Here is a 19,432-nt window from a genome sequence, read left to right on the forward strand (position 1 = left end):
AAGATAATTTATTTTTATTTTGATTGGTGCAACGATAGTATAAAAGCGGTTGTCAAACGAGGGAATACCAGTAAATGGAGCAGGATTTAAAGCTGATAAAAGATTGTTTACAAAATAACAGGGCATCGCAGAAGCAACTGTACCAACAGTATGCCGAAACAATGCTGGGGGTTTGTTACAGGTATACCAAATCAATGGCAGATGCAGAAGATGTATTGCAGGAAGGGTTTATCAGGGTATTTAAAAATCTGCATCAATACCGGCAGGAAGGTGAATTAGGCGCATGGATAAGAAGGATAATGGTTACTACCGCACTTAATTTTTTAAAACGCAATGCAAAATACCAGCAGGACCTGGCTTTTGAAAAAGCAGACTTACATCCGGTGACGGATGAAAACCCGGAAATACTTTTAGATACTAAAGAACTGGCTTCTTTAATTCAGCAACTCCCCACCGGCTACCAAACCATTTTTAATTTACACGCAGTAGAAGGTTTTACGCATGTAGAAATAGGTGCGATGCTGGGCATTACTGATGGCACTTCAAGGTCGCAGTATGCAAGGGCCCGTGCATTGATGATCAGCTGGATAAAAAAATATTACTCAGATAATAAATTGCAGACGTATGCAAAACCGTGAATTTGAAAAGAAGGTGCAGGAACAAATGGAGAAACTGAAGTTTACTCCTGCTGATGCGGTGTGGGATAAAGTAGAAGCCAGCTTGCCTGAAGAAAAAAAACGCCGCCGCTGGATTGTTTTTATTGTAATGTTTGGGTTACTGATAAGCGGCTCTTTATTTTTATGGAAAAGCTCTTCAACAAATGATGCATCTGTCGGCACTGCAGATGATCATTCTGTTAATCAAACTGCTGTAACAACGAAAAAAAATGATTTGCAAAACCCAGCATTTAAGAATGAAAAAAGCAATACAACTATAAATATAATTGACAGTAATCCGGGTAACGGAAAAAATAAAATACTTCTTAAAACAGCTACTACTACTGTAAGTAGCGGTGCAATAAATAAAAAAGTCAGCGCAAGCTCTTTTTCAAAAATAAAAATAAGGAAAGGCAATGTAGCAACATCAAACGCAGTTTTGGAAGAGGGTATAGTTGCTAAAAACCAGGTATCGCTAAAAACAAAAGCGGCTGTAAAAATAAAAACTAAAACACCACAACCCATTGCAGAAAATGAAGAAATAGTTGTAGTGTCGGAAGAAAAAATAATAAATAACATAATTGATACTACTACTGTAAATGCTGAATTTTTGAAAACTGATAGTGTAACTGTCACAAATAAAAAAACTGCGACTGATACAATTGTTGTAGTAAAAAAAGATACTGCTTTAATTGTAAAAAAGGAGCCAACAAAGAAAAACGAAAAAAAATGGGAATATGGAATTGATGTGACAGCAGGATCATCTGCTGTAAAAAATAGCTTATTCAATAATACACTTGCTTATTCAAATACCTATTCCAGTTCGGTAAGCAGTTCTCCCGGTACAGGCATTAGTACAGGGCCAAACAAACCATCAACGGGTTTAGCTTTTAGTACCGGCTTTTATGCCGCAAGAATGATTGCTGACAGATGGCAATTCAAAACAGGATTAAGCTATTCGTATCAATCCAATACTCTAAAAGTGGGTAGCAAGGTAGATTCTACTGCTACTTTTAATTTTGACATGAATAAAAGTATTGCAGCCAGCAGTTACTTCAGGCCCGGGAATTCAGTAAGCTATATGAATAATTTTCATCTGCTGGAAATTCCTTTACTGTTTCAGTACCAGTGGTCAAAAAGATCACCTTTTAATTTTGAAATGGGACCTACAGTAAGTTATTTGATCAACTCTAATGCTTTGGTATACAGTAATAGTTCAGGAGTATACTTTACAGGCAAAGATATTTTTAATAAACTACTGGTGTCGGTGAATGCAGGAGCTGGATTTACTTTTGCAAAACAACCTAAATGGCCCATCACTTTTGGGTACAGGTTTAAGTATGGTATAAGTTCAGTGATAAAGAATTCGTTGAGCAAACAGCATTTTGTAAACTCTATGCTATACCTGAAAATTCCTTTTAAAAAATAATTTACCAGAGTGCAACGGTACTTCAGCAGCAATTGTCAATCTTGTAAATATTACATTATGAAAAAGTTTTTTACCACAGCAATTGCTTTGTTTTGTTTAGCGCTCATTACCATTTTACAACAGGGTTGTGTAAAAGATAAATGTAGCAAAACATATACTTACACTTATTTTCAACCACTATATAAAACCACAGCAGAGGTGAGGGCTAATATAAAAAGCAACGCACCTAAAACGGTAGTTAATCCTGGAAAAATTTATATCAAAGGCAATTATATCTTTTTAAATGAAGTGGACAAAGGCATTCATATAATTGATAACACCAATCCGGCTGCGCCCAAAAATATTGCCTTTATCGATCTGCCAGGCAATGTGGATATTGCAGTGAAGAATGATATTTTGTATGCCGATTTTTATACCGACCTGGTGGCGATGGATATCAGCAATCCTTTGAATGTATCGGTAGTGAAATTTGTAAACAGTGTTTTTCCTGAACGGTATTATTATGGTTACCATACAGATTCTACAAAAGTGATTTACGATTGGGTGAAAAAAACTGAAACGGTAGACTGCGATTGCGAAGGTGGTAATATGATTGCGTTTGGCGGAGGGGGCATGTTGTTCAATGCAATGGATGCCGGTTTATCCCAATCACCCAAAGCATCGCCTGTAGGTATCAGCGGATCTTTAGCCAGGTTTGCGGTGATCAATAATTATATGTACACTGTTTCCAATGATTCTTTACGGGTAATTAATGTAAGCACTGCACAAAATCCTGTTGTTGCCAATGCAATTAATTTAGGATGGGGTATTGAAACCATATTTCCTTTTAAAGACAAATTGTTCATTGGCTCCAATAGCGGTATGTTTATTTACAGTGTACAAAATCCCGTAAGTCCTGTTAAGCAGGGAACATTCACTCATGTACGTACCTGCGATCCTGTAATAGCAGATGATGATTTTGCTTACGTAACATTGCACGCTGGTACCAGGTGTGCAGGGTTCACTAATCAGTTGGATGTGCTGAATATTTCAAACATTCAATCGCCACAATTAATTAAATCTTATCAATTAACTAATCCAAGAGGGTTAAGTAAGGATGGCAATTTGTTATTTATTTGTGATGGCAATGACGGGTTGAAAGTTTTTAATGCGGCCAACCCTAATGCCGTTACGTTGATCACACAATTTGTTTTACCGGAAGCCAATGATGTAATTGCGTTCAATAATATAGCTTTGGTTATTGCAAAAGATGGATTGTATCAATATGATTATTCAAATACTGCGGCTATAAAATTGGTTTCAAAAATTGCCACACAAAATTAGCCGTTATGAAATACCTGGTTGTAATAGTTGCGTTGGTTTTATTTAGTGTAAATGTACTGGCACAAAAAAAGAATACAATAGTTTTTAACTCTTATAATGCTATCGGCTTTGTAGCAGGTAAATCGCCTGTTGCTTTAGTGGCCCAAACTGAAAATGGAATTAAAATTAAAAGCTGGTTTATTGGGGCAGGCATTGGTATAGATAATTATTATAAAAAAACAATACCCTTATTTGGCGCCGTAAAAAAAGAATTTGTTTTAAAAAGCAATAGCTTGTTCTTGTATGCAAATATTGGTGGAAATATTATTGCAGCAGATAAGGAAATCAAAAAGACATTCTCAACTATATCAACCACAGGAGGCTTTTATCTTGATGCAGGAGTGGGGTATAAAATAAAAATTACAAAGGGCAGCAGCATTTTTTTTACGCTCGGAAATTCATTGAAGAATATGAAAGAAACAGAAACATCTACTGATAGCGGGTTTCCTTATTATTATACCACCAAACGTAATCTTAGCCGTATTGCAGTAAAAGCAGGCTTTCAGTTTTAAGATTGTATAAACTTCAGGTTTCTCTTTATGCCTTCAAACTTACTTCTCTTAAGTGGCGAGTTTTTAAAAATTATTTTAAAAGATTCCTCTGTAAGTTCTTCCCAATTATTAACTGTAAAATTTAAGATTTCAGGAATAGGTGTAAAATTAATTTCGCTGCCGGGTTTGCTGAACCTGTTCCAGGGGCATACGTCCTGGCAGGTATCGCAACCAAACATCCAGTTGTCAAATTTACCTTTCATGGTTTCGGGAATTAAGGCATCTTTTAGTTCAATGGTAAAATAACTGATGCATTTACTGCCATCAATTACTTTTTCGGGCAGTATTGCTTCAGTAGGGCAGTGGTCGATACATTTGGTGCAGGTACCACAATAATCTTTTACAAAAACGTCATCGTATACCAGCTCCAGGTCGGTAATTAATGTGGCAATAAAAAAGAAAGAACCCGATTGTTTATTGATCAGGTTGCCATTCTTTCCTATCCAACCCAAACCACTTTTTTGCGCCCATGCTCTTTCTAAAACAGGAGCGCTGTCTACAAATCCTCGTCCCTGTATTTCGCCAATGTTTTCTTTAATGTACCGAAGTAATAACTTCAGCTTACTGCGTATCACCTCGTGATAATCTTCTCCATAAGCATACTTGGATATTTTTACTTCTTCAGTGTTTTGTGCGGCAGCAGGAAAATAATTGAGCAATAAAGTAATTACAGATTTTGCGCCGGGTACCAATTTAGCAGGGTCAATTCTCAGGTCGAAATGATTTTCCATGTATTGCATCGTGCCATTCATGCCTTTGTTTAACCATTGCTCTAATCTCCTGGCGTCATCATCCAGTTGTTGTGCTTTTGCAATGCCGCAAAAATCAAAACCTAATTGCGATGCAAAGTTTTTTATTTCTTGCGTATGTTTTGTTGTAGTCAAATAAAAGATATAATACTATAAAAATACAAAAGCCATCCCAACTTGTTGAGGATGGCTTTTAGAAATGTAAATACAATTTAAAATTTTATATCGTAACCCAGAGTTGCAATAGCTTCAACATAACCAAAACTATGTGTAGCCCGGTTGCCTTTTTGCGAAGGTGTGCAGGCTAAAGCATTAATATATCTTACAAAACCGGTCTTACCGGTACATTCAAAAAAGAATTTACGTAACATATATAGCCTCAATCCTGCTTCTGCACTGATATTATAACCAGCCACATGAAAATTATTATTCAACCTTTCTCCTCTCCAGGTAAAATCTGTTCTTGGAATATTAATACCTGCGCCAACTTTCCACACACCTGTAAGTAAAGGTCTTGATTTGGATGCTGTAGGCAACAATACATGTTGCTCCACATAATTAATGTGCAACCAGTTGGCGCCGTCAGTATGTTCAAAATGCAAAAAAGTATCAGGATTTAATACGCTATCACCATCAACATGTTTCCCGTCAATCGTTCCTGTTACCCTTACTGTTTGCCCATCGGTAACAACATATTTGGCATGGTCAAAATTTATTTCCAATGCTTTGGTATGAGCATAGTTCAGGTAAAATCCAAAGCGGTAATTATATTGCGGAATAGAAATCTGCGATGGTTCTTTATAAATGGCATCAAAATCGCCTTTGTCGTGCGCCACTGCATTGTGCAACACAAAATCGTTGCCGTTACTCATTTTAAAATGAATATTGCTCTTAGTGTAACTTTCAGTGTTGTATCCCCATTGGATATACATGCCTTTAAGTAACCTGTTTTTTACTTGCGAAGATGAGTACAGAAAACTGCCTGTAAACAAAATTAGTACGGATAGTTTTTTCATTGCGACTTTTGATAAAGCCGCAAAATTAAGGTTAAAAGCCTTTAGTGCTGTTATTTAGTTGCTAAAGCTTCGTCCACCAGGCGCTTTAATTCTTTATAACGCTCATTCCTGCCTTTATTTTTTATATTGAAGGTCATCAAAAAACCGGCGTATTGTTTGTTGTTATCCACCCAGGGAAAACTACCGAATAGCCCGGGGCTGGTAACAGCACCCGAACGCTGGTTGCCATCAACATCTTCCATCATCCATTCGCCCAAACCATAACCCCAGTTACCGGCTTCGGCAGGCGATGATGCAATTACTGCATCTTTTGCTACACGGTTCTTTTGCATTTCTATAATTGATGCTTTGCTTAAAATTTGTTTGCCATTAAATACACCCTCATGTAAAATCATTTGTAAAAAATTCAGGTAATCTTCAGCGGTACTCCAACCGCCACCTGCGGGTAAAGCCACTTTGCCTTTGCCAAAATCGGAGTTTTTCATATTACAGGGTTGGGCAATTCTTTGGGCGAATAAAGTTTCAAAACTTTTTCCGCTTATCTTTTCCATAATATCGCCGGCAATTTGTAAACCTATATTGCTGTAATGAAATGTTTTGCCCGGTTCGCCTTCCATTGGTAGTGTAGCAATCGATGCCATCGCTTCATCCATATTGTTCAACTCTTTCATTTCATTCAGCGATTCTTTTAATGTGCCGGCTTTAATGCCGGTTAAATGGCTAAGGCATTGCCAGATCTTTATATTGCCTTTTCCGTTAGCCGTCATCACCGGTAAAAATTTTCCGATGCTATCTTCCAAACTCAATTTGCCTTCATCTACAAATGTCATTACCATGGCAGCGCTCAGCCATTTGCTGCAGCTGGCAATTCTTTCTTTAGTGCTGATGGTAAAATCCTGCATCATCTCGTCTGCATCTTTGCCCTGCCTTTTAGCAATGAATTTGCCAATTCTTTTCTGCCTGCCGCTCAACTCATTTTCAGCTTTGCTGTATACTATTTTGCCATCTTTATAAATTACCAGAACGGCCCTGCCGCCAATCTCCTTAAGGTTATTGCTTAACCAATCATCTACCTTACTAAAATTGTATTGTGCATAGCCCGACTGTAACAATAGCAGTAAAACCGCCAACAGGCTGAATTTGCGGCAGATAGAATGATATTTATATGACATATTAGCTGAGATTTGGTCTTGGATTGTAATTTGACAACTAAGTTTAAAATTACGAACTATGAGTTTACAAAATCTAACCATAAAATCACAAGAAAGAATTCAACATGCCCAGCAACTGGCGTTCAATAATGGCAATGCCAATATTGAAACAGAACATTTGCTGCAATCACTATTAGATGATGCTGATTCTGCAATAGAATTTTTATTAAAGAAGAATAATGTTAACATCAATTTTGTAGAAACAAAGTTGGCAGACAGCATTAAAAAATTAGCCAAAGCTTCCGGAGCAGAGCCAGCACAAAATGTGAGCCGGGACCTGAATAATGTATTGCTGCGTTCATCAGCCGTATTAAAACAATTTGGCGATGAGTTTGTGGCACCGGAGCACTTATTAATTGCTTTACTGGAAGGAAAAGATAATACCGCTAAAATTTTAAAAGATGCCGGCCTTACTGAAAAAGGCTTGATTGCTGCTACAAAAGAATTGAAGAAGGGCTCAACTGTTTCTTCTCAAACTTCCGAAACGCAGTTTAATGCGTTGAATAAATATGCCAAAAATTTAATTGAGATGGCAAGGCAGGGTAAGTTAGATCCTGTTATTGGTCGTGATGAAGAAATAAGAAGAACACTGCATATTTTATCCAGAAGAAGTAAGAACAACCCGATATTAGTGGGTGAACCTGGTGTGGGTAAAACTGCCATAGCAGAAGGTTTGGCCATGCGTATTGTAAATGGCGATGTACCCGAGAATCTAAAATCAAAAATAATTTATGCTTTAGATATGGGGCAGTTAATTGCCGGTGCAAAATATAAAGGTGAGTTTGAAGAACGTTTAAAATCTGTAGTGAAAGAAGTTACCGATAGTGATGGGGAAATTATTTTGTTCATTGATGAGATACATACATTAGTTGGTGCAGGTGGTGGCGATGGCGCTATGGATGCTGCCAATATTTTAAAACCTGCATTGGCAAGGGGAGAGTTGAGGGCAATAGGAGCTACAACATTAAGTGAATATCAGAAATTCTTTGAAAAAGATAAAGCTTTAGAACGTCGTTTTCAAAAAGTATTGATTGATGAGCCAAGTGTAGAAGATGCCGTGTCTATTTTACGTGGATTGAAAGATCGTTATGAAACTTATCATCACGTACGGATCAAAGACGAAGCGATCATTGCAGCAGTGGAATTATCTCACCGTTATATCACCGACCGTTTTTTACCTGATAAAGCTATCGACCTGATTGATGAAAGCGCAGCAAAACTGCGTTTGGAGATGAACAGCATGCCTGAAGAACTGGATAAACTGGAAAGACAGATCCGTCAACTGGAGATTGAAAGAGAAGCTATAAAAAGAGAGGATGATGCGGTGAAGCTGAAAGAATTGAATACTGAAATAGCCAATCTTTCCGTGGAAAGAGATACTTATAAAGCTAAATGGCAGACTGAAAAAGAAATTGTGGAAAAAGTGCAGAATGCCAAAGCTGCCATTGAGCAACTAAAGTTATCTGCTGAAAAAGCAGAAAGGGAAGGGGATTACGGAAGGGTTGCTGAAATACGTTATGGCAAAGTGCAGGAACAGGAAAAGATAATTGAGGAAATGACAAGGCAATTAGACGCCAGCAGTGAAAAAAGATTGTTAAAAGAAGAGGTAGATGCTGAAGATATTGCAGAGAATATCGCTAAAGCAACCGGCATTCCGGTGATGAAAATGCTGCAGAGTGAAAGAGAAAAATTATTACATCTTGAAGAAGAGTTGCATAAAAGAGTGGTAGGCCAGGATGAAGCTATTGAAGCGGTTTCAGATGCTATCCGTAGAAGCAGGGCTGGTTTACAGGATCCCAAAAAGCCCATCGGCTCTTTTATCTTCCTGGGTACCACGGGTGTAGGTAAAACAGAACTGGCAAAAGCCCTGGCTGATTACCTGTTTGATGATGACAGCATGATGACCCGTATAGACATGAGTGAATACCAGGAAAAACACTCTGTAAGTCGCCTTGTTGGGGCACCTCCGGGCTATGTTGGCTACGATGAAGGCGGTCAGTTAACTGAGGCGGTGAGGAGAAAACCCTATAGTGTAGTTCTTTTAGATGAAATAGAAAAAGCAAATCCTGACGTTTTTAACGTATTATTGCAGGTGTTAGATGATGGCAGACTGACCGACAATAAGGGTCGTATGGTGAATTTTAAGAATACTATCATCATTATGACCAGTAATATGGGCAGCCAGATCATCCAGGAGAACTTTGAAAAAGTAACGGAAAAGAATAAGGATGAGGTAGTTGAAAAGACAAAAGACGAGGTGATGGTGCTCTTAAGGCAAACCATTCGTCCGGAGTTTTTAAACCGTATCGATGAGGTGATCATGTTCCAGCCGCTGATGAAAAGAGAGATCAAGGGAATTATCAAAATACAATTGGATAACCTGAAGCAATTGGTTGCTCAAAGTGGAATAAATCTTCAATTCAGCGATTACGCTTTAGATTACCTTGCAGAAAACGGTTACGATCCTCAATTTGGCGCAAGGCCATTAAAAAGGCTTATTCAAAAAGAGATAGTGAACCAGTTGAGTAAAAGGATACTGGCCGGAGATGTAGATAAAACAAAACCTGTTTTAGTGGATGTGTTTGATGGACTGGTGGTTTTTAGAAATGAAATGCCTGAACCCGAAACTACCGGAACAAAGAAAAAATAATGCCTGTAAAGACGATGTTTTTCGGGCAGATCAATAGCTAAGGATTAATAACAAACTGCTGTAAAAAGCAGCAGAGAAAAGACAATACATAATATGGCAACAAAAACAAAAGACGTTGTTGAAATTATCCCCAGCAAGGAGATATTTGTAGGCAACCCCGAAGCATCGGTTACATTAACAGAGTTTGGTGAGTACGAAAATGAAGATTGTGCAAAAGCAAATGAAGTGGTAAAAAAATTACTGGAAGAGTTTGATGGCAAGATCAGGTTCAACTTCCGCCATTTTCCCCAAACAAAAATTCACCAACGCTCAATGAAGGCTGCAGAAGCTTCTTTAGCTGCTGCACAGTTGGGCAAGTTTTGGGAAATGCATAATATTTTATTTGAGAACCGTCGTCGTTTGGGTACCACCAGTTTAAAATTATATTCTAAGGAAGCTGGTGTTATCAACAAGCATTTCCTGGATGACCTGATCAACTCAACTTATGGATGGCAGATCCGCAACGATTTCCAGGATGGCGTTGATAAAGGTGTAAAGGATATTCCTGCATTTTTTATCAATGGCGAACAGGTAAGCGGTAAAGGCTCTTTCGAAAACCTGAGTAAAGAAATTGAAACGGCTTTAAAGAAAGTAAAGAAAAAAGCACCCGTAAAACAAAGGGCATAATATAAAAAAACCTCAACTGAAAAGTTGAGGTTTTTTGTTGAATAAATTTTTATTCAATATCTACCATATATTCAGCCAGCTCCTTGCCGTTTACTAAAACGGTAACGGGAAAACTGTCCTCTTCCTCAAATTTATAGGTGAAGCCGAGCATATTACCGCTGAATGAAAATGGTACATCCTTTATTTTTTTCTTCTTTCCTTCGCCAAAAACTAACGCAACTTTAGTTACAGTGGCATTACTGTTTAACTGGTAACTAAAAGCCAATGGTTTATTTACTTTTACTTTAACCACTCCATCATTGGGGTTCATTTTTTTTAATCCCAATTCGTAGGCCGCAGATTTTATAACAGGCATACCAAAGAAATCTTTTTTATTTTTTGGTCCGGGTCCTAATTGCCAGGCCATATTATCAGGATAATGTTGCCAGTTAAAAATAGTAAGGTCTGCAAAAAAATAATCGGGATTAAATGCCTTGGTAAAAGTTTTAAATTCAGCGTCAGTGTAACCGGCGCCCCAGCAAGGATCAGCGTAATACCAGGCTTCTGGGCTTTGTCCCAGCTGTACTACTGCCCAGCTATGATTGATCTCTGTTTTAGTATCATTGATCTGGTCGGCACCAAATTTTACAAAACCGTCAGCAGTGAGGCATCTTATGCCTGCGCTGCTGCACATATCCTGGAAAAGAGTAGCGTATCCTGCACCGGTAGCTTTGCGGCGCAATAGTACTTCGGTTGAAGTATTTTTGTCTCCGCTGCCACTGCCGGCATTTTTTAAATCGTAAGCAATATTGTAAGCAATCCAGTCGTAAATGGCACGTACCTTATCAGTTTTATCCGAATAATTTTTGGTGAGCAGGCTGCTGATAGTACCCATGTTCAAACTATCTAGAGTGCCTAACTTTTTTACATACTCATCTATAGCTTTAAAATCCTTACCTTCTTTTTGAGCAAAACAATTTAATGCAATACAAACCAGTAGCAGGGTGAATATTTTTTTTGAGATATGCTTCATGCAATAAAATTAAGTATCTAAAAGTTAACGATAGCTGAAAATATTCCGGGTGAGTCACCCTTACAGGTTATTTTTAATTTATAAGAATACTATTGGGTCACTCACCCTTATTAAAATCGAAAAGGGTGGCTGTAAACACTCCACGTTCCCGGGATTTAAAGATGGCTTTCCAGTTACCTGTATAACGAATTATTGAGGGTACTAAGTATGTATTGAATTTTGTCATCACCACTTCCATCTGTACTTTAAAATCATACACACCGGCATCGTAGCTGATGTTGTAATTTCTTGCCACTACATCATAAGTATGCTGGTCAAACCAGGTGGTCATTTCATCAACCACCACATTGCTTTTATAATCGGGCTTTACGGTTTGCTTAAAAATATAGCAGTTGGCCCCATTATACATATCCATGTCTATTTCCATATCGTATTTATCAGCCATATCGTCATCAAATATGGCCGTTTTGTTACTCATAAAGGGAAGGCCGTTAATTTTTTTTCCGGGGTTGAAGAAGAGCATTTTTAATTGCTCTTTATGTTTTTCCATACCGCTTTTACCGGCAGTACTGAATTCCTTACCTAATACAATATTGTCTTCGCCACAAACAGAATCTTTGGTGAAAAAAAGCGAGGCATACATTTGTGCCGTGTAATAATTGTAATTGTGGTTGTCATCATAAAAATCACCGGTCACCTGCTCTTCCAATGTTTCCATTGTACGGCAATTGCTACTGCGTAACTGTTTTGTTTTGCTGTGCAACGAGGCTTTAACTTCACCATCACTGTTATTCATGCGGATGTCATTAATAGCACTAAAACCCAGTACACGTAAATTGCGGAAGGCTTTATAAAAACTGGTATCGTTTTTTACCCGTTCAATAAATACCGGAACATTTAGTTTATTGTCGATAATAACTTCACTAAGGGTAATTGCTTGTTTGCCTACTGTAACAGTACTGTCTTTTTTAATTTGTGCTGAAGCGCTGATTTCAAATAACAGGCAGGTAAAAAATAAGCAAAGTATTTTCATGCTGCAAAGTAAATAATAAAGGCTGTCATTGATTGACAGCCTTTATTATTTTTATTTAAACAGGAGTTATTGTTTAGCAGGGATTTTCTGGTCGGGAACCGGGGGTAATTTAACTATGATAGAATCCACAGGCCTTATCACTTCCTTTCCCTGGTTTGCCACAGCAGCTATAGGATCGGGTATCATATTTTTTATAACATTTTTTGCAGCCTCATGGGTGCTGTCTTTTATTGTTGCCGATGTCGCTTTTGTAATTGTTTTTACAGCCGGGGTGGTTTGTGCTGTAGTTTTTGATACAATAAAAAATAAACCTATAATTAAAGCTGATGATCTTATTAATTTTTTCATTTTATTTTTTTTAAGGGATTATTGATTGTTTTGAGTAGCATTTTTGGTTGCAGTATGTATATTGCTTTCAGTATTAGCTGGTGCCGCAACAGGGCTACAACCGCATGCCAATCCTTCTTTTTTTAAGTAAGCCAGGTAAGTTTCCTGTATAGTCTGTCCTTCAATAGCATCAATGGCAACTTCTTTGCCAGTAGAAAAAGTTACAATTATTTGTTGCTTGCTATTGGTGCCTATAACAGCCCTGTGACTTACAATTTGTGGTTTTTGTTCGGCAGCAACTTGTTTACTTTGAGCTGCCTGTTGAGTAATAAAGTTGAGATATTTTGCCTTTAATGCCGCATCATTGCCGGCAGTGATAGTGGTTACCTTGCCAGATACATCTGTAATGTTTATCTGTTTAGTGCCGTTGGCATTATTTATAGCTTCTACCTGTTCTATAGTTTTTTGTGCATTTACGGTTTCGGTAAAAGAAAATAGTAGTATGAGCAAGTATATTATATTTTTCATCATAACATTATTTTAGTGTTTATAGTAAAGGAGTAACTCAATAGTTATGGTTCCAATCTCAATTTTACTTTTGTATAAGCACCACCGCTTAATTGACCACCTGCAGGAAAGATGCGGAAATATACATCATGATTTACAATAGCAGCTGGCGTGCTGAAAGAGAGATTATCAAAAATACTTACACCAGGATGAGAGCCAGGATTAAAAAATCCTGGAGTACAACCTGAATTTACTGTACCCAAATGCAGTTTATCAGTAGTTTGAACCGTACAGGTAATAGAATTAGCAGTAGCAAGGTATTGCATAACGCCTTGTTCTGTGGCAATTTGAGTGCCCCCGTCTGTAGCCCTTATTTCATATTGTATCCTTCCGCTGGAAGTATTTGTGCCTGTAAGATTGATAGAGAGCAAAGATGTAAAACCAGGTGTACTAAGTGTTAGCGTTTTATGTATCAGTTTAAGTTGTTCCACTTCTACCTGTTGCCATAGTGCAGGCGATGTTTCAGGTGTGTTGCCAATATTTCCTGACGACAGGGAAAAGAAATATACATCAGGAGTGGTAGAACTTACCAGGTCGTTAACGGCATAAGTAGTACCGGCATTAAAGGCGCCCAGCATATTTACTACTTCGGGTACCACAGCAGCTGCACCTCCGGGGCTTTGCCAGGTTGCTTTACCGGTTGCATCACTGGTAAGTACTTTTCCTGCTCCTTCATTAATGCCGGTAAGTTGTACCGCCCCGGTGGTTTGCAGGGCCAAAGGAATTGCATTAGTACTAGAAGCCTGCAAGGCAAATCCTGTGCCGTTAGTTGTTGCCGTTACTGTGTTATTAGCATTGGTAGCATTTGTATTCTGAAAATACCCGGAATTACCACTGGAGCTGCTGCCATACACGCCTACGCCTGTGCTGCTAAGTCCGTACACGCCAAAACCACTGGCACTGTTACCATGTACACCAATACCACTAGGCGTGGTGCCATAAACACCCCAGCCACTACCTGCTTGTGAGCCATATACGCCAATGCCCAAACCACCGGTACCGTTATTAATACCACGTATACCCGAAGAAAATCCTCCGGGTGCAGTAGGGGTAACAGTGCCTAAAATACCCACTGCACTGGCATCCTGGCTGGCAGTAGATCCGGTAATACCCGCAGTGGTGCCAGTTGTTGTTGTTCTGTTACCGGCTATAGCACTACCGCTGCCGTTTGTTGTTGCAGTTAATGTATTGTTTGTATTGGTATTGTTGGTAATGTCAAACACTGCCGGCTGTCCGCTGGTGCTATTGCCATACATACCTACACCTGTAGTGCTTAACCCGTATACCCCAAACCCACTCGAAGAGTTACCATAAACGCCAAGACCGGATGGAGTAGCACCGTAAACGCCCCAGCCACTACCAGCCTGCGATCCCCAGACCCCTATGCCTAGTCCACCGGTGCCGTTGTTAACACCCCGTAAAGCTGTGGAGAAACCACCGGGGCTGGTATTGCTTACAGTTCCTAATATCGCATTAGCACTACCTGCTGTTGATCTTGATGTGCCGCTTAGTGCAGCCGTAGTAGTGGCAGTGGATGTTTGTATGATATCAAAAATATTTGCAGTAGTTGAAGCTGCAGAATCTTTATAAGGTAATGCAATATTTGTAGCGGCAGCAGCAGTTGCCCATACTGCATTTCCGGTTGCATCTGCAGTTAAAACTTTTCCTGCAGCTTCTCCAATACCTGTTAGCTGAACACCGCCGGTAGTTTTTAATGCTTTGGCTGTTGGGTTAGTGCTGGTGATATTAGCCGCAAAGCCTGTACCGCTGTTGGTAACATTTAATGTGTTTGATGTATTAGCTGCATTGGTATTTGTAAATGAGCCTGCTATGCCGGTACTGCTTGTACCATTAACACCAATGCCTGATGTTGCAGAACCAAATACCCCAATTCCCGACCCTCCGGATCCGTTTACACCAATACCTGAGGGAGTGGTACCATATACACCCCAGCCACTTCCTGCCTGGCTGCCGTAAACTCCAATACCTAAACCACCGGTGCCATTATTCACCCCTCTTACAGCAGATGAAAAACCACCTGGTGTAGTTGAAGAAATTGTTCCCTGTAGTGCTACTGCATTGGCATCTGTGCTGGCACTGCTGCCTTGTACTGCTCCCAGGATACCAGTAGTGTTACTATTGGTCATGCCTATCAATGGACTTGCTGCCTGAGCCGATGTTTTTATTAAAGGAATATTTATTGTTGGATTAGGATAAGTGCCTGAAAGATCTCCACCCGCTGGTCCGGATGGCGGGAGGCTTGTGGGCAAATTTAATTGCCCTGCAGCAGTTAATCTTCCCTTTCCATCAACAGTAAAAGTAGGGTAGCTGGTAGCATTACCATAACTACCTGCAGTAACTGTAGTTGCTGCTAACACAGGATTTGGATAAGTGCCGGTTAAATCGCCACCTGCCGGGCCTGTAGGCAATGCCGCAGCAGCCATTAATGCATATGGTACAGAATTGAAAGGGTTTTTGCCAAGATTATTAAACGGCCCGCCGTCTACCGAAACTTCCACCTGCAGCCATTGACTTGCTGTTGTCCAGGGAATGGCAGTAAAAGTACCGGTAACGGGTACACCTTTTCCTATTACAAGATTAAACAAACCGTATGCATTGGTAACCGCATTCTGTGTTTCCTGGTACTGTACAATGGTTGTGTTACCCAGTGTAATTGTAAAACGAACCTGCACTACTTTGTTGCTTAAAACAGTACCGTTTAAATTACGGGCCACAGCCTGGTAATTAATTCCATTGAGGCCCTGCGAAAAGCCGGTAATACAAAAGATAACTGCAAGCAATAGCAGCGATAAACTTTTTTTCATATCTGAGTGTTTAGTTTTTTTATGTTGAAAAGAGAAAGACGAATAGATTAGTTGACTACCACATACCTGCCGGTATACACTTCAAAACCAACCGTAACTTTTACAGTGTAAGTGCCACCAGCCATTATTTGCGGATTAAGACTATGCCATGTTTGCCCGGCATAACTTTCTAATGTCTGGCTTTGGTATAATTTGCCTTGTGCATCATAAATGGTTATCATAAGAGAAGGTTTATCTGCTCTTAAATAAAAACTTAAGTTGCTGTTTGGCCGGCCAGGATTAGGGTATATGACCAGGTTATTTATTAAAGGAATAAAAGGCGTGATGGAATAACCGTCCGGCTGATGAAAGCCTTGAGTAAATGTAAGTGCACCACCCGTATAAGTTTCAATTACAGGTTCCCCGATTGTGGAGGCCCATATCGTGGTGCCTATAAGTGTGTCTTTACCGGCTGAAGCAACTACCTGGCGCACTGCAATTACCTGTGCATTTATGCTATTGATTACAGTAAGTAAAATAATTAAGGGTACAATTCTTCGGATAAGCATCATTTTAGTTGATTTGGTTTGATGCGGTAAAGGTAGACCTGAAGTATAGGCGAGACAATACCCTAAATAGGGGATTTTTTAAACTTTATTATGTTTAAAGCTACTGATTTGAGTTAGTAATTGGCGAGGGGAGTCGTTTTCAGTTTTATTTAGGAAAAACCATCCGGTAGTCAACTTTTATTTTCCCTTTAGAGATATCCGTTAGTTTACCTTGCAATAATTTGCGTTTTAACGCCTTTATATGATCGATGAATAATTTACCTTCAATATGGTCGTACTCATGTAAAATAACCCTTGCTGTTATACCGTTAAAAGTTTTGGTATGATGAACAAAATTTTCATCATCAAATTCCAGTGTTACCTCTTCTTCACGATATACATCTTCTCTTATTTTAGGAATACTCAGGCAGCCTTCATTATAACTCCATTCTTCGCCATTCAGCTCAGTAATATGTGCATTAATAAAAACACCTTTATAACCAGGTTCATCAGGAAATTCTCCTTTTTCATCTTCTTCCTGGTTGGCAAAAATCTGTTCACTGTCAATAACAAATACACGAATGTCTTTATTGATCTGCGGAGCAGCAAGGCCAACACCATTGCTATTGTACATCGTTTCCCACATATCGGCAAGTAATTTATCCAGTCCCGGATAGTCGGGACTAATATCACTACAGATCTTTCTTAAAATTGGCGAACCGTATGCTACTATCGGAAGAATCATTTCATTTTTGATTTGTGAATTTCGATTTCAGATTTAAGTACAAAGGTAAGGAGATCATTCGATTTTAGATTTGCGTTTTTCTGATTTCCTTGAGTAAACAGGCCATCACAATGCTCAAACAGCCTGTACTTTAAATCATAAATCAAAAATCAGCAATCTACAATCTGTCCATGTATTCCTGTAAAATTATTGTTGCTGCAATTACATCCACATTGCCTTTTATACGTCGGTCTTTCTTTTTCATCCCCATTTCCAGCATGGCATCTTTAGCCATTTTGGAGGTATAGCGTTCATCAACAGTTTTAAGAGGGATAGCAGGAAATTCTTTTTGTATTTTTTTAATAGCCGCTTCCACCAGTGGTGTACCATGTGTATCGCTTTCATCCCAGTTTTTAGGTAAACCTATAATTATCAGCTCAACTTTTTCTGTAGCGAAATATTTTTTTAAATAAGGAATTAATTCTCTTGATTCAATCGTTTCTAAACCCGTTGCGATGATCTGCAATGGATCTGTAACCGCAAGGCCGGTTCTTTTGCCGCCATAATCAATTGCTAATATCCGGGCCATACACGATTTTAGATTTATGATTTGTGATTTAAGATTTATGACTGAGAACTATCAACTAATAAACAGGTCTAACAAAACGAATACGGCAAAAACAACTGATGCAATTCCATTTGTGGTAAAGAATGCCATATTTACTTTACTCAGATCATTGGGCTTTACCAATACATGCTGGTAGATCAATAGGCCAATATAAAATACCACGCCTGCCCAATACCATATTCCAAAGTGGCCATAAAACCCGGCACCAATAACACAGGCTGCAGAAAGTACATGAAGCATTTCAGAAATACGCAATGCTTTTACTTTACCTACGGCAGAAGGAATGGAATGTAATTGGTTTTGCCTGTCAAAATCTTCGTCCTGCAATGCATAGATAATATCAAAACCACTTACCCAGAATAAAACAGTAAATGAAAAAAGAACGGGTAATAAATTGAATTGTCCGGTTACTGCAATATAAGCACCAATCGGCGCAAGACTTAAACCTACACCCAGCACCAGATGGCATAATGCAGTAAAGCGTTTGGTATAACTATAAAATAACACTACAAATAAGGCAACAGGGGAGAGGTAAAAACAAAGCCTGTTAATAAAGAATGTTGCAGTTATAAATAAAACGCAATTAACAATGGTGAAGATTAACGCATTGTTGGGTTTGATAACACCCGCAGGAATTTCTCTTACAGCAGTGCGAGGGTTCATCGCATCATATTTAGCATCCAGCCAGCGGTTGAATGCCATGGCAGCGGATCTGGCGAAGATCATGCAAAGGATAACAAGGCAGAATTTTAATAAATTATGTTTTGACGAGACGAAATTTGTAATATCATTTCCCCAACCTATATAACTATTAAGATTTTCAGAAAATGAAGATCGGGTCAACCCCAAAAAAAATCCAATCAATGCAAAAGGCATTGCAAAGATGGTATGCGAAAACTTTACTAATGATAAATACTTCTTAACAGCTAACATAGTGCAAAGATACGATGCCTGAAGAAAGTACTTATTCGATTTTGGATATTCTTGTTCTTACAATTTCCCAGAGTACCACACCGGCGGCAGTAGCAATGTTTAAGGAATGTTTCATGCCTAATTGAGGGATCTCTATACAGCCATCGCATTGTTCTATTGTGGATTGTTCTACGCCTGTAACTTCATTACCCAAAATAACGGCAATCTTTTCATCACTTTTAAAATCCACCAGTTGCAGGTGATGGCTGTTTAAAGCCTGCTCAACAGCGTATACTTTGTAACCATTTTGTTTTAGCACTTTAATTGCTTCCGTGGCATTGGTAAAATGTTTCCAGTCCACACTTTCTTCGGCACCAAGCGCTGTTTTTTTAATTTCTTTGTGTGGAGGGGTGCAGGTATAGCCGGTAATATAAATAGCTTCTAATAAAAATGCATCCGCAGTACGAAATACACTGCCCACATTATAAGCACTGCGGATATTTTCCAATACCGCAATCACGGGTGTTTTTTCAGAACGCTTGAACTCCTCCACCGATTTACGGTTGAGCTCGTCCATTGAAAGCTTG

General features: G+C 38.9%; 19 protein-coding genes. 6 read left to right on the forward strand and 13 right to left on the reverse strand.

Translation table 11 applies throughout. From position 1 onward, the window contains the following. Positions 1-74 precede the first annotated feature (74 nt). From ACQ334_RS05750 to ACQ334_RS05765, 4 genes are read left to right on the forward strand one after another with little or no spacing between them, the layout of a single operon-like run. Positions 75-638 (forward strand): RNA polymerase sigma factor, encoded by a 564-nt coding sequence (locus ACQ334_RS05750; RefSeq protein WP_430987216.1) that lies wholly within the window; start codon positions 75-77, stop codon positions 636-638. Next, the gene (locus tag ACQ334_RS05755) at positions 625-2,085 is read left to right on the forward strand and encodes a porin family protein (RefSeq protein ID WP_430987217.1); all 1,461 of its coding nucleotides are present in this window, start codon (positions 625-627) and stop codon (positions 2,083-2,085) included. The genes ACQ334_RS05750 and ACQ334_RS05755 overlap by 14 nt, the downstream gene beginning before the upstream one ends. Positions 2,086-2,142: 57 nt before the next feature. Beyond that, complete coding sequence (locus ACQ334_RS05760; RefSeq protein WP_430987218.1) at positions 2,143-3,408, forward strand: LVIVD repeat-containing protein; 1,266 nt, start codon at positions 2,143-2,145, stop codon at positions 3,406-3,408. 5 nt (positions 3,409-3,413) lie between these two features. Further along, entirely contained in the window at positions 3,414-3,959 is a 546-nt protein-coding gene (locus ACQ334_RS05765; protein WP_430987219.1) for a hypothetical protein, read from the forward strand. Here the strand turns inward: ACQ334_RS05765 and queG are convergent. The 3 genes from queG to ACQ334_RS05780 all read right to left on the reverse strand — a co-directional run bounded on the left by queG (position 3,956) and on the right by ACQ334_RS05780 (position 6,935). Then, on the reverse strand, positions 3,956-4,882 hold the full coding sequence (queG, locus tag ACQ334_RS05770) for a tRNA epoxyqueuosine(34) reductase QueG (protein ID WP_430987220.1): 927 nt from the start codon (positions 4,880-4,882) through the stop codon (positions 3,956-3,958). The genes ACQ334_RS05765 and queG overlap by 4 nt on opposite strands. Positions 4,883-4,959: 77 nt before the next feature. Beyond that, positions 4,960-5,763 (reverse strand): hypothetical protein, encoded by an 804-nt coding sequence (locus tag ACQ334_RS05775; RefSeq protein ID WP_430987221.1) that lies wholly within the window; start codon positions 5,761-5,763, stop codon positions 4,960-4,962. Positions 5,764-5,813: 50 nt separating this feature from the next. Continuing rightward, the gene (locus tag ACQ334_RS05780) at positions 5,814-6,935 is read right to left on the reverse strand and encodes a serine hydrolase domain-containing protein (protein WP_430987222.1); all 1,122 of its coding nucleotides are present in this window, start codon (positions 6,933-6,935) and stop codon (positions 5,814-5,816) included. A gap of 58 nt (positions 6,936-6,993) precedes the next feature. On the opposite strand from ACQ334_RS05780, the gene clpB reads away from it, so the two are divergent. Both clpB and ACQ334_RS05790 read left to right on the forward strand, forming a co-directional pair. Beyond that, a complete protein-coding gene (gene clpB / locus ACQ334_RS05785; protein WP_430987223.1) occupies positions 6,994-9,624 on the forward strand; it encodes an ATP-dependent chaperone ClpB in 2,631 nt (876 codons plus the stop codon). A 93-nt stretch (positions 9,625-9,717) separates the two neighbouring features. Continuing rightward, on the forward strand, positions 9,718-10,290 hold the full coding sequence (locus tag ACQ334_RS05790; RefSeq protein WP_430987224.1) for a DsbA family protein: 573 nt from the start codon (positions 9,718-9,720) through the stop codon (positions 10,288-10,290). A 49-nt stretch (positions 10,291-10,339) separates the two neighbouring features. Here the strand turns inward: ACQ334_RS05790 and ACQ334_RS05795 are convergent, their stop codons facing one another. From ACQ334_RS05795 to ACQ334_RS05840, 10 genes are all read right to left on the reverse strand, one after another. After that, entirely contained in the window at positions 10,340-11,302 is a 963-nt protein-coding gene (locus ACQ334_RS05795; protein ID WP_430987225.1) for a transglutaminase domain-containing protein, read from the reverse strand. A gap of 97 nt (positions 11,303-11,399) precedes the next feature. Beyond that, positions 11,400-12,335: a hypothetical protein gene (locus ACQ334_RS05800; RefSeq protein WP_430987226.1), complete on the reverse strand. Its 936-nt coding sequence runs from the start codon at positions 12,333-12,335 to the stop codon at positions 11,400-11,402. Between the two features lie 66 nt (positions 12,336-12,401). After that, positions 12,402-12,683: a hypothetical protein gene (locus ACQ334_RS05805; RefSeq protein WP_430987227.1), complete on the reverse strand. Its 282-nt coding sequence runs from the start codon at positions 12,681-12,683 to the stop codon at positions 12,402-12,404. A gap of 18 nt (positions 12,684-12,701) precedes the next feature. Continuing rightward, positions 12,702-13,193, reverse strand: a complete 492-nt coding sequence (locus tag ACQ334_RS05810) for a hypothetical protein (RefSeq protein ID WP_430987228.1) — start codon at positions 13,191-13,193, stop codon at positions 12,702-12,704. A gap of 41 nt (positions 13,194-13,234) precedes the next feature. Next, positions 13,235-16,054 (reverse strand): beta strand repeat-containing protein, encoded by a 2,820-nt coding sequence (locus ACQ334_RS05815; RefSeq protein ID WP_430987229.1) that lies wholly within the window; start codon positions 16,052-16,054, stop codon positions 13,235-13,237. A gap of 47 nt (positions 16,055-16,101) precedes the next feature. Next, positions 16,102-16,605 carry a T9SS type A sorting domain-containing protein gene (locus ACQ334_RS05820; RefSeq protein ID WP_430987230.1) on the reverse strand — a complete coding sequence of 168 codons (504 nt, stop codon included), beginning with the start codon at positions 16,603-16,605 and terminating at the stop codon, positions 16,102-16,104. Positions 16,606-16,747: 142 nt separating this feature from the next. Further along, a complete protein-coding gene (gene def / locus ACQ334_RS05825) occupies positions 16,748-17,326 on the reverse strand; it encodes a peptide deformylase (protein ID WP_430987231.1) in 579 nt (192 codons plus the stop codon). 157 nt (positions 17,327-17,483) lie between these two features. Beyond that, on the reverse strand, positions 17,484-17,894 hold the full coding sequence (gene ruvX, locus ACQ334_RS05830; protein ID WP_430987232.1) for a Holliday junction resolvase RuvX: 411 nt from the start codon (positions 17,892-17,894) through the stop codon (positions 17,484-17,486). Positions 17,895-17,945: 51 nt separating this feature from the next. Continuing rightward, positions 17,946-18,866, reverse strand: a complete 921-nt coding sequence (locus tag ACQ334_RS05835; protein WP_430987233.1) for a UbiA-like polyprenyltransferase — start codon at positions 18,864-18,866, stop codon at positions 17,946-17,948. A 31-nt stretch (positions 18,867-18,897) separates the two neighbouring features. Then, complete coding sequence (locus ACQ334_RS05840) at positions 18,898-19,422, reverse strand: RNA methyltransferase (RefSeq protein WP_430987234.1); 525 nt, start codon at positions 19,420-19,422, stop codon at positions 18,898-18,900. Between the last annotated feature and the right edge of the window lie 10 nt (positions 19,423-19,432).

The organism is Ferruginibacter sp. SUN106 (assembly GCF_050611765.1).
Taxonomy (GTDB): Bacteria; Bacteroidota; Bacteroidia; order Chitinophagales; family Chitinophagaceae; genus Ferruginibacter.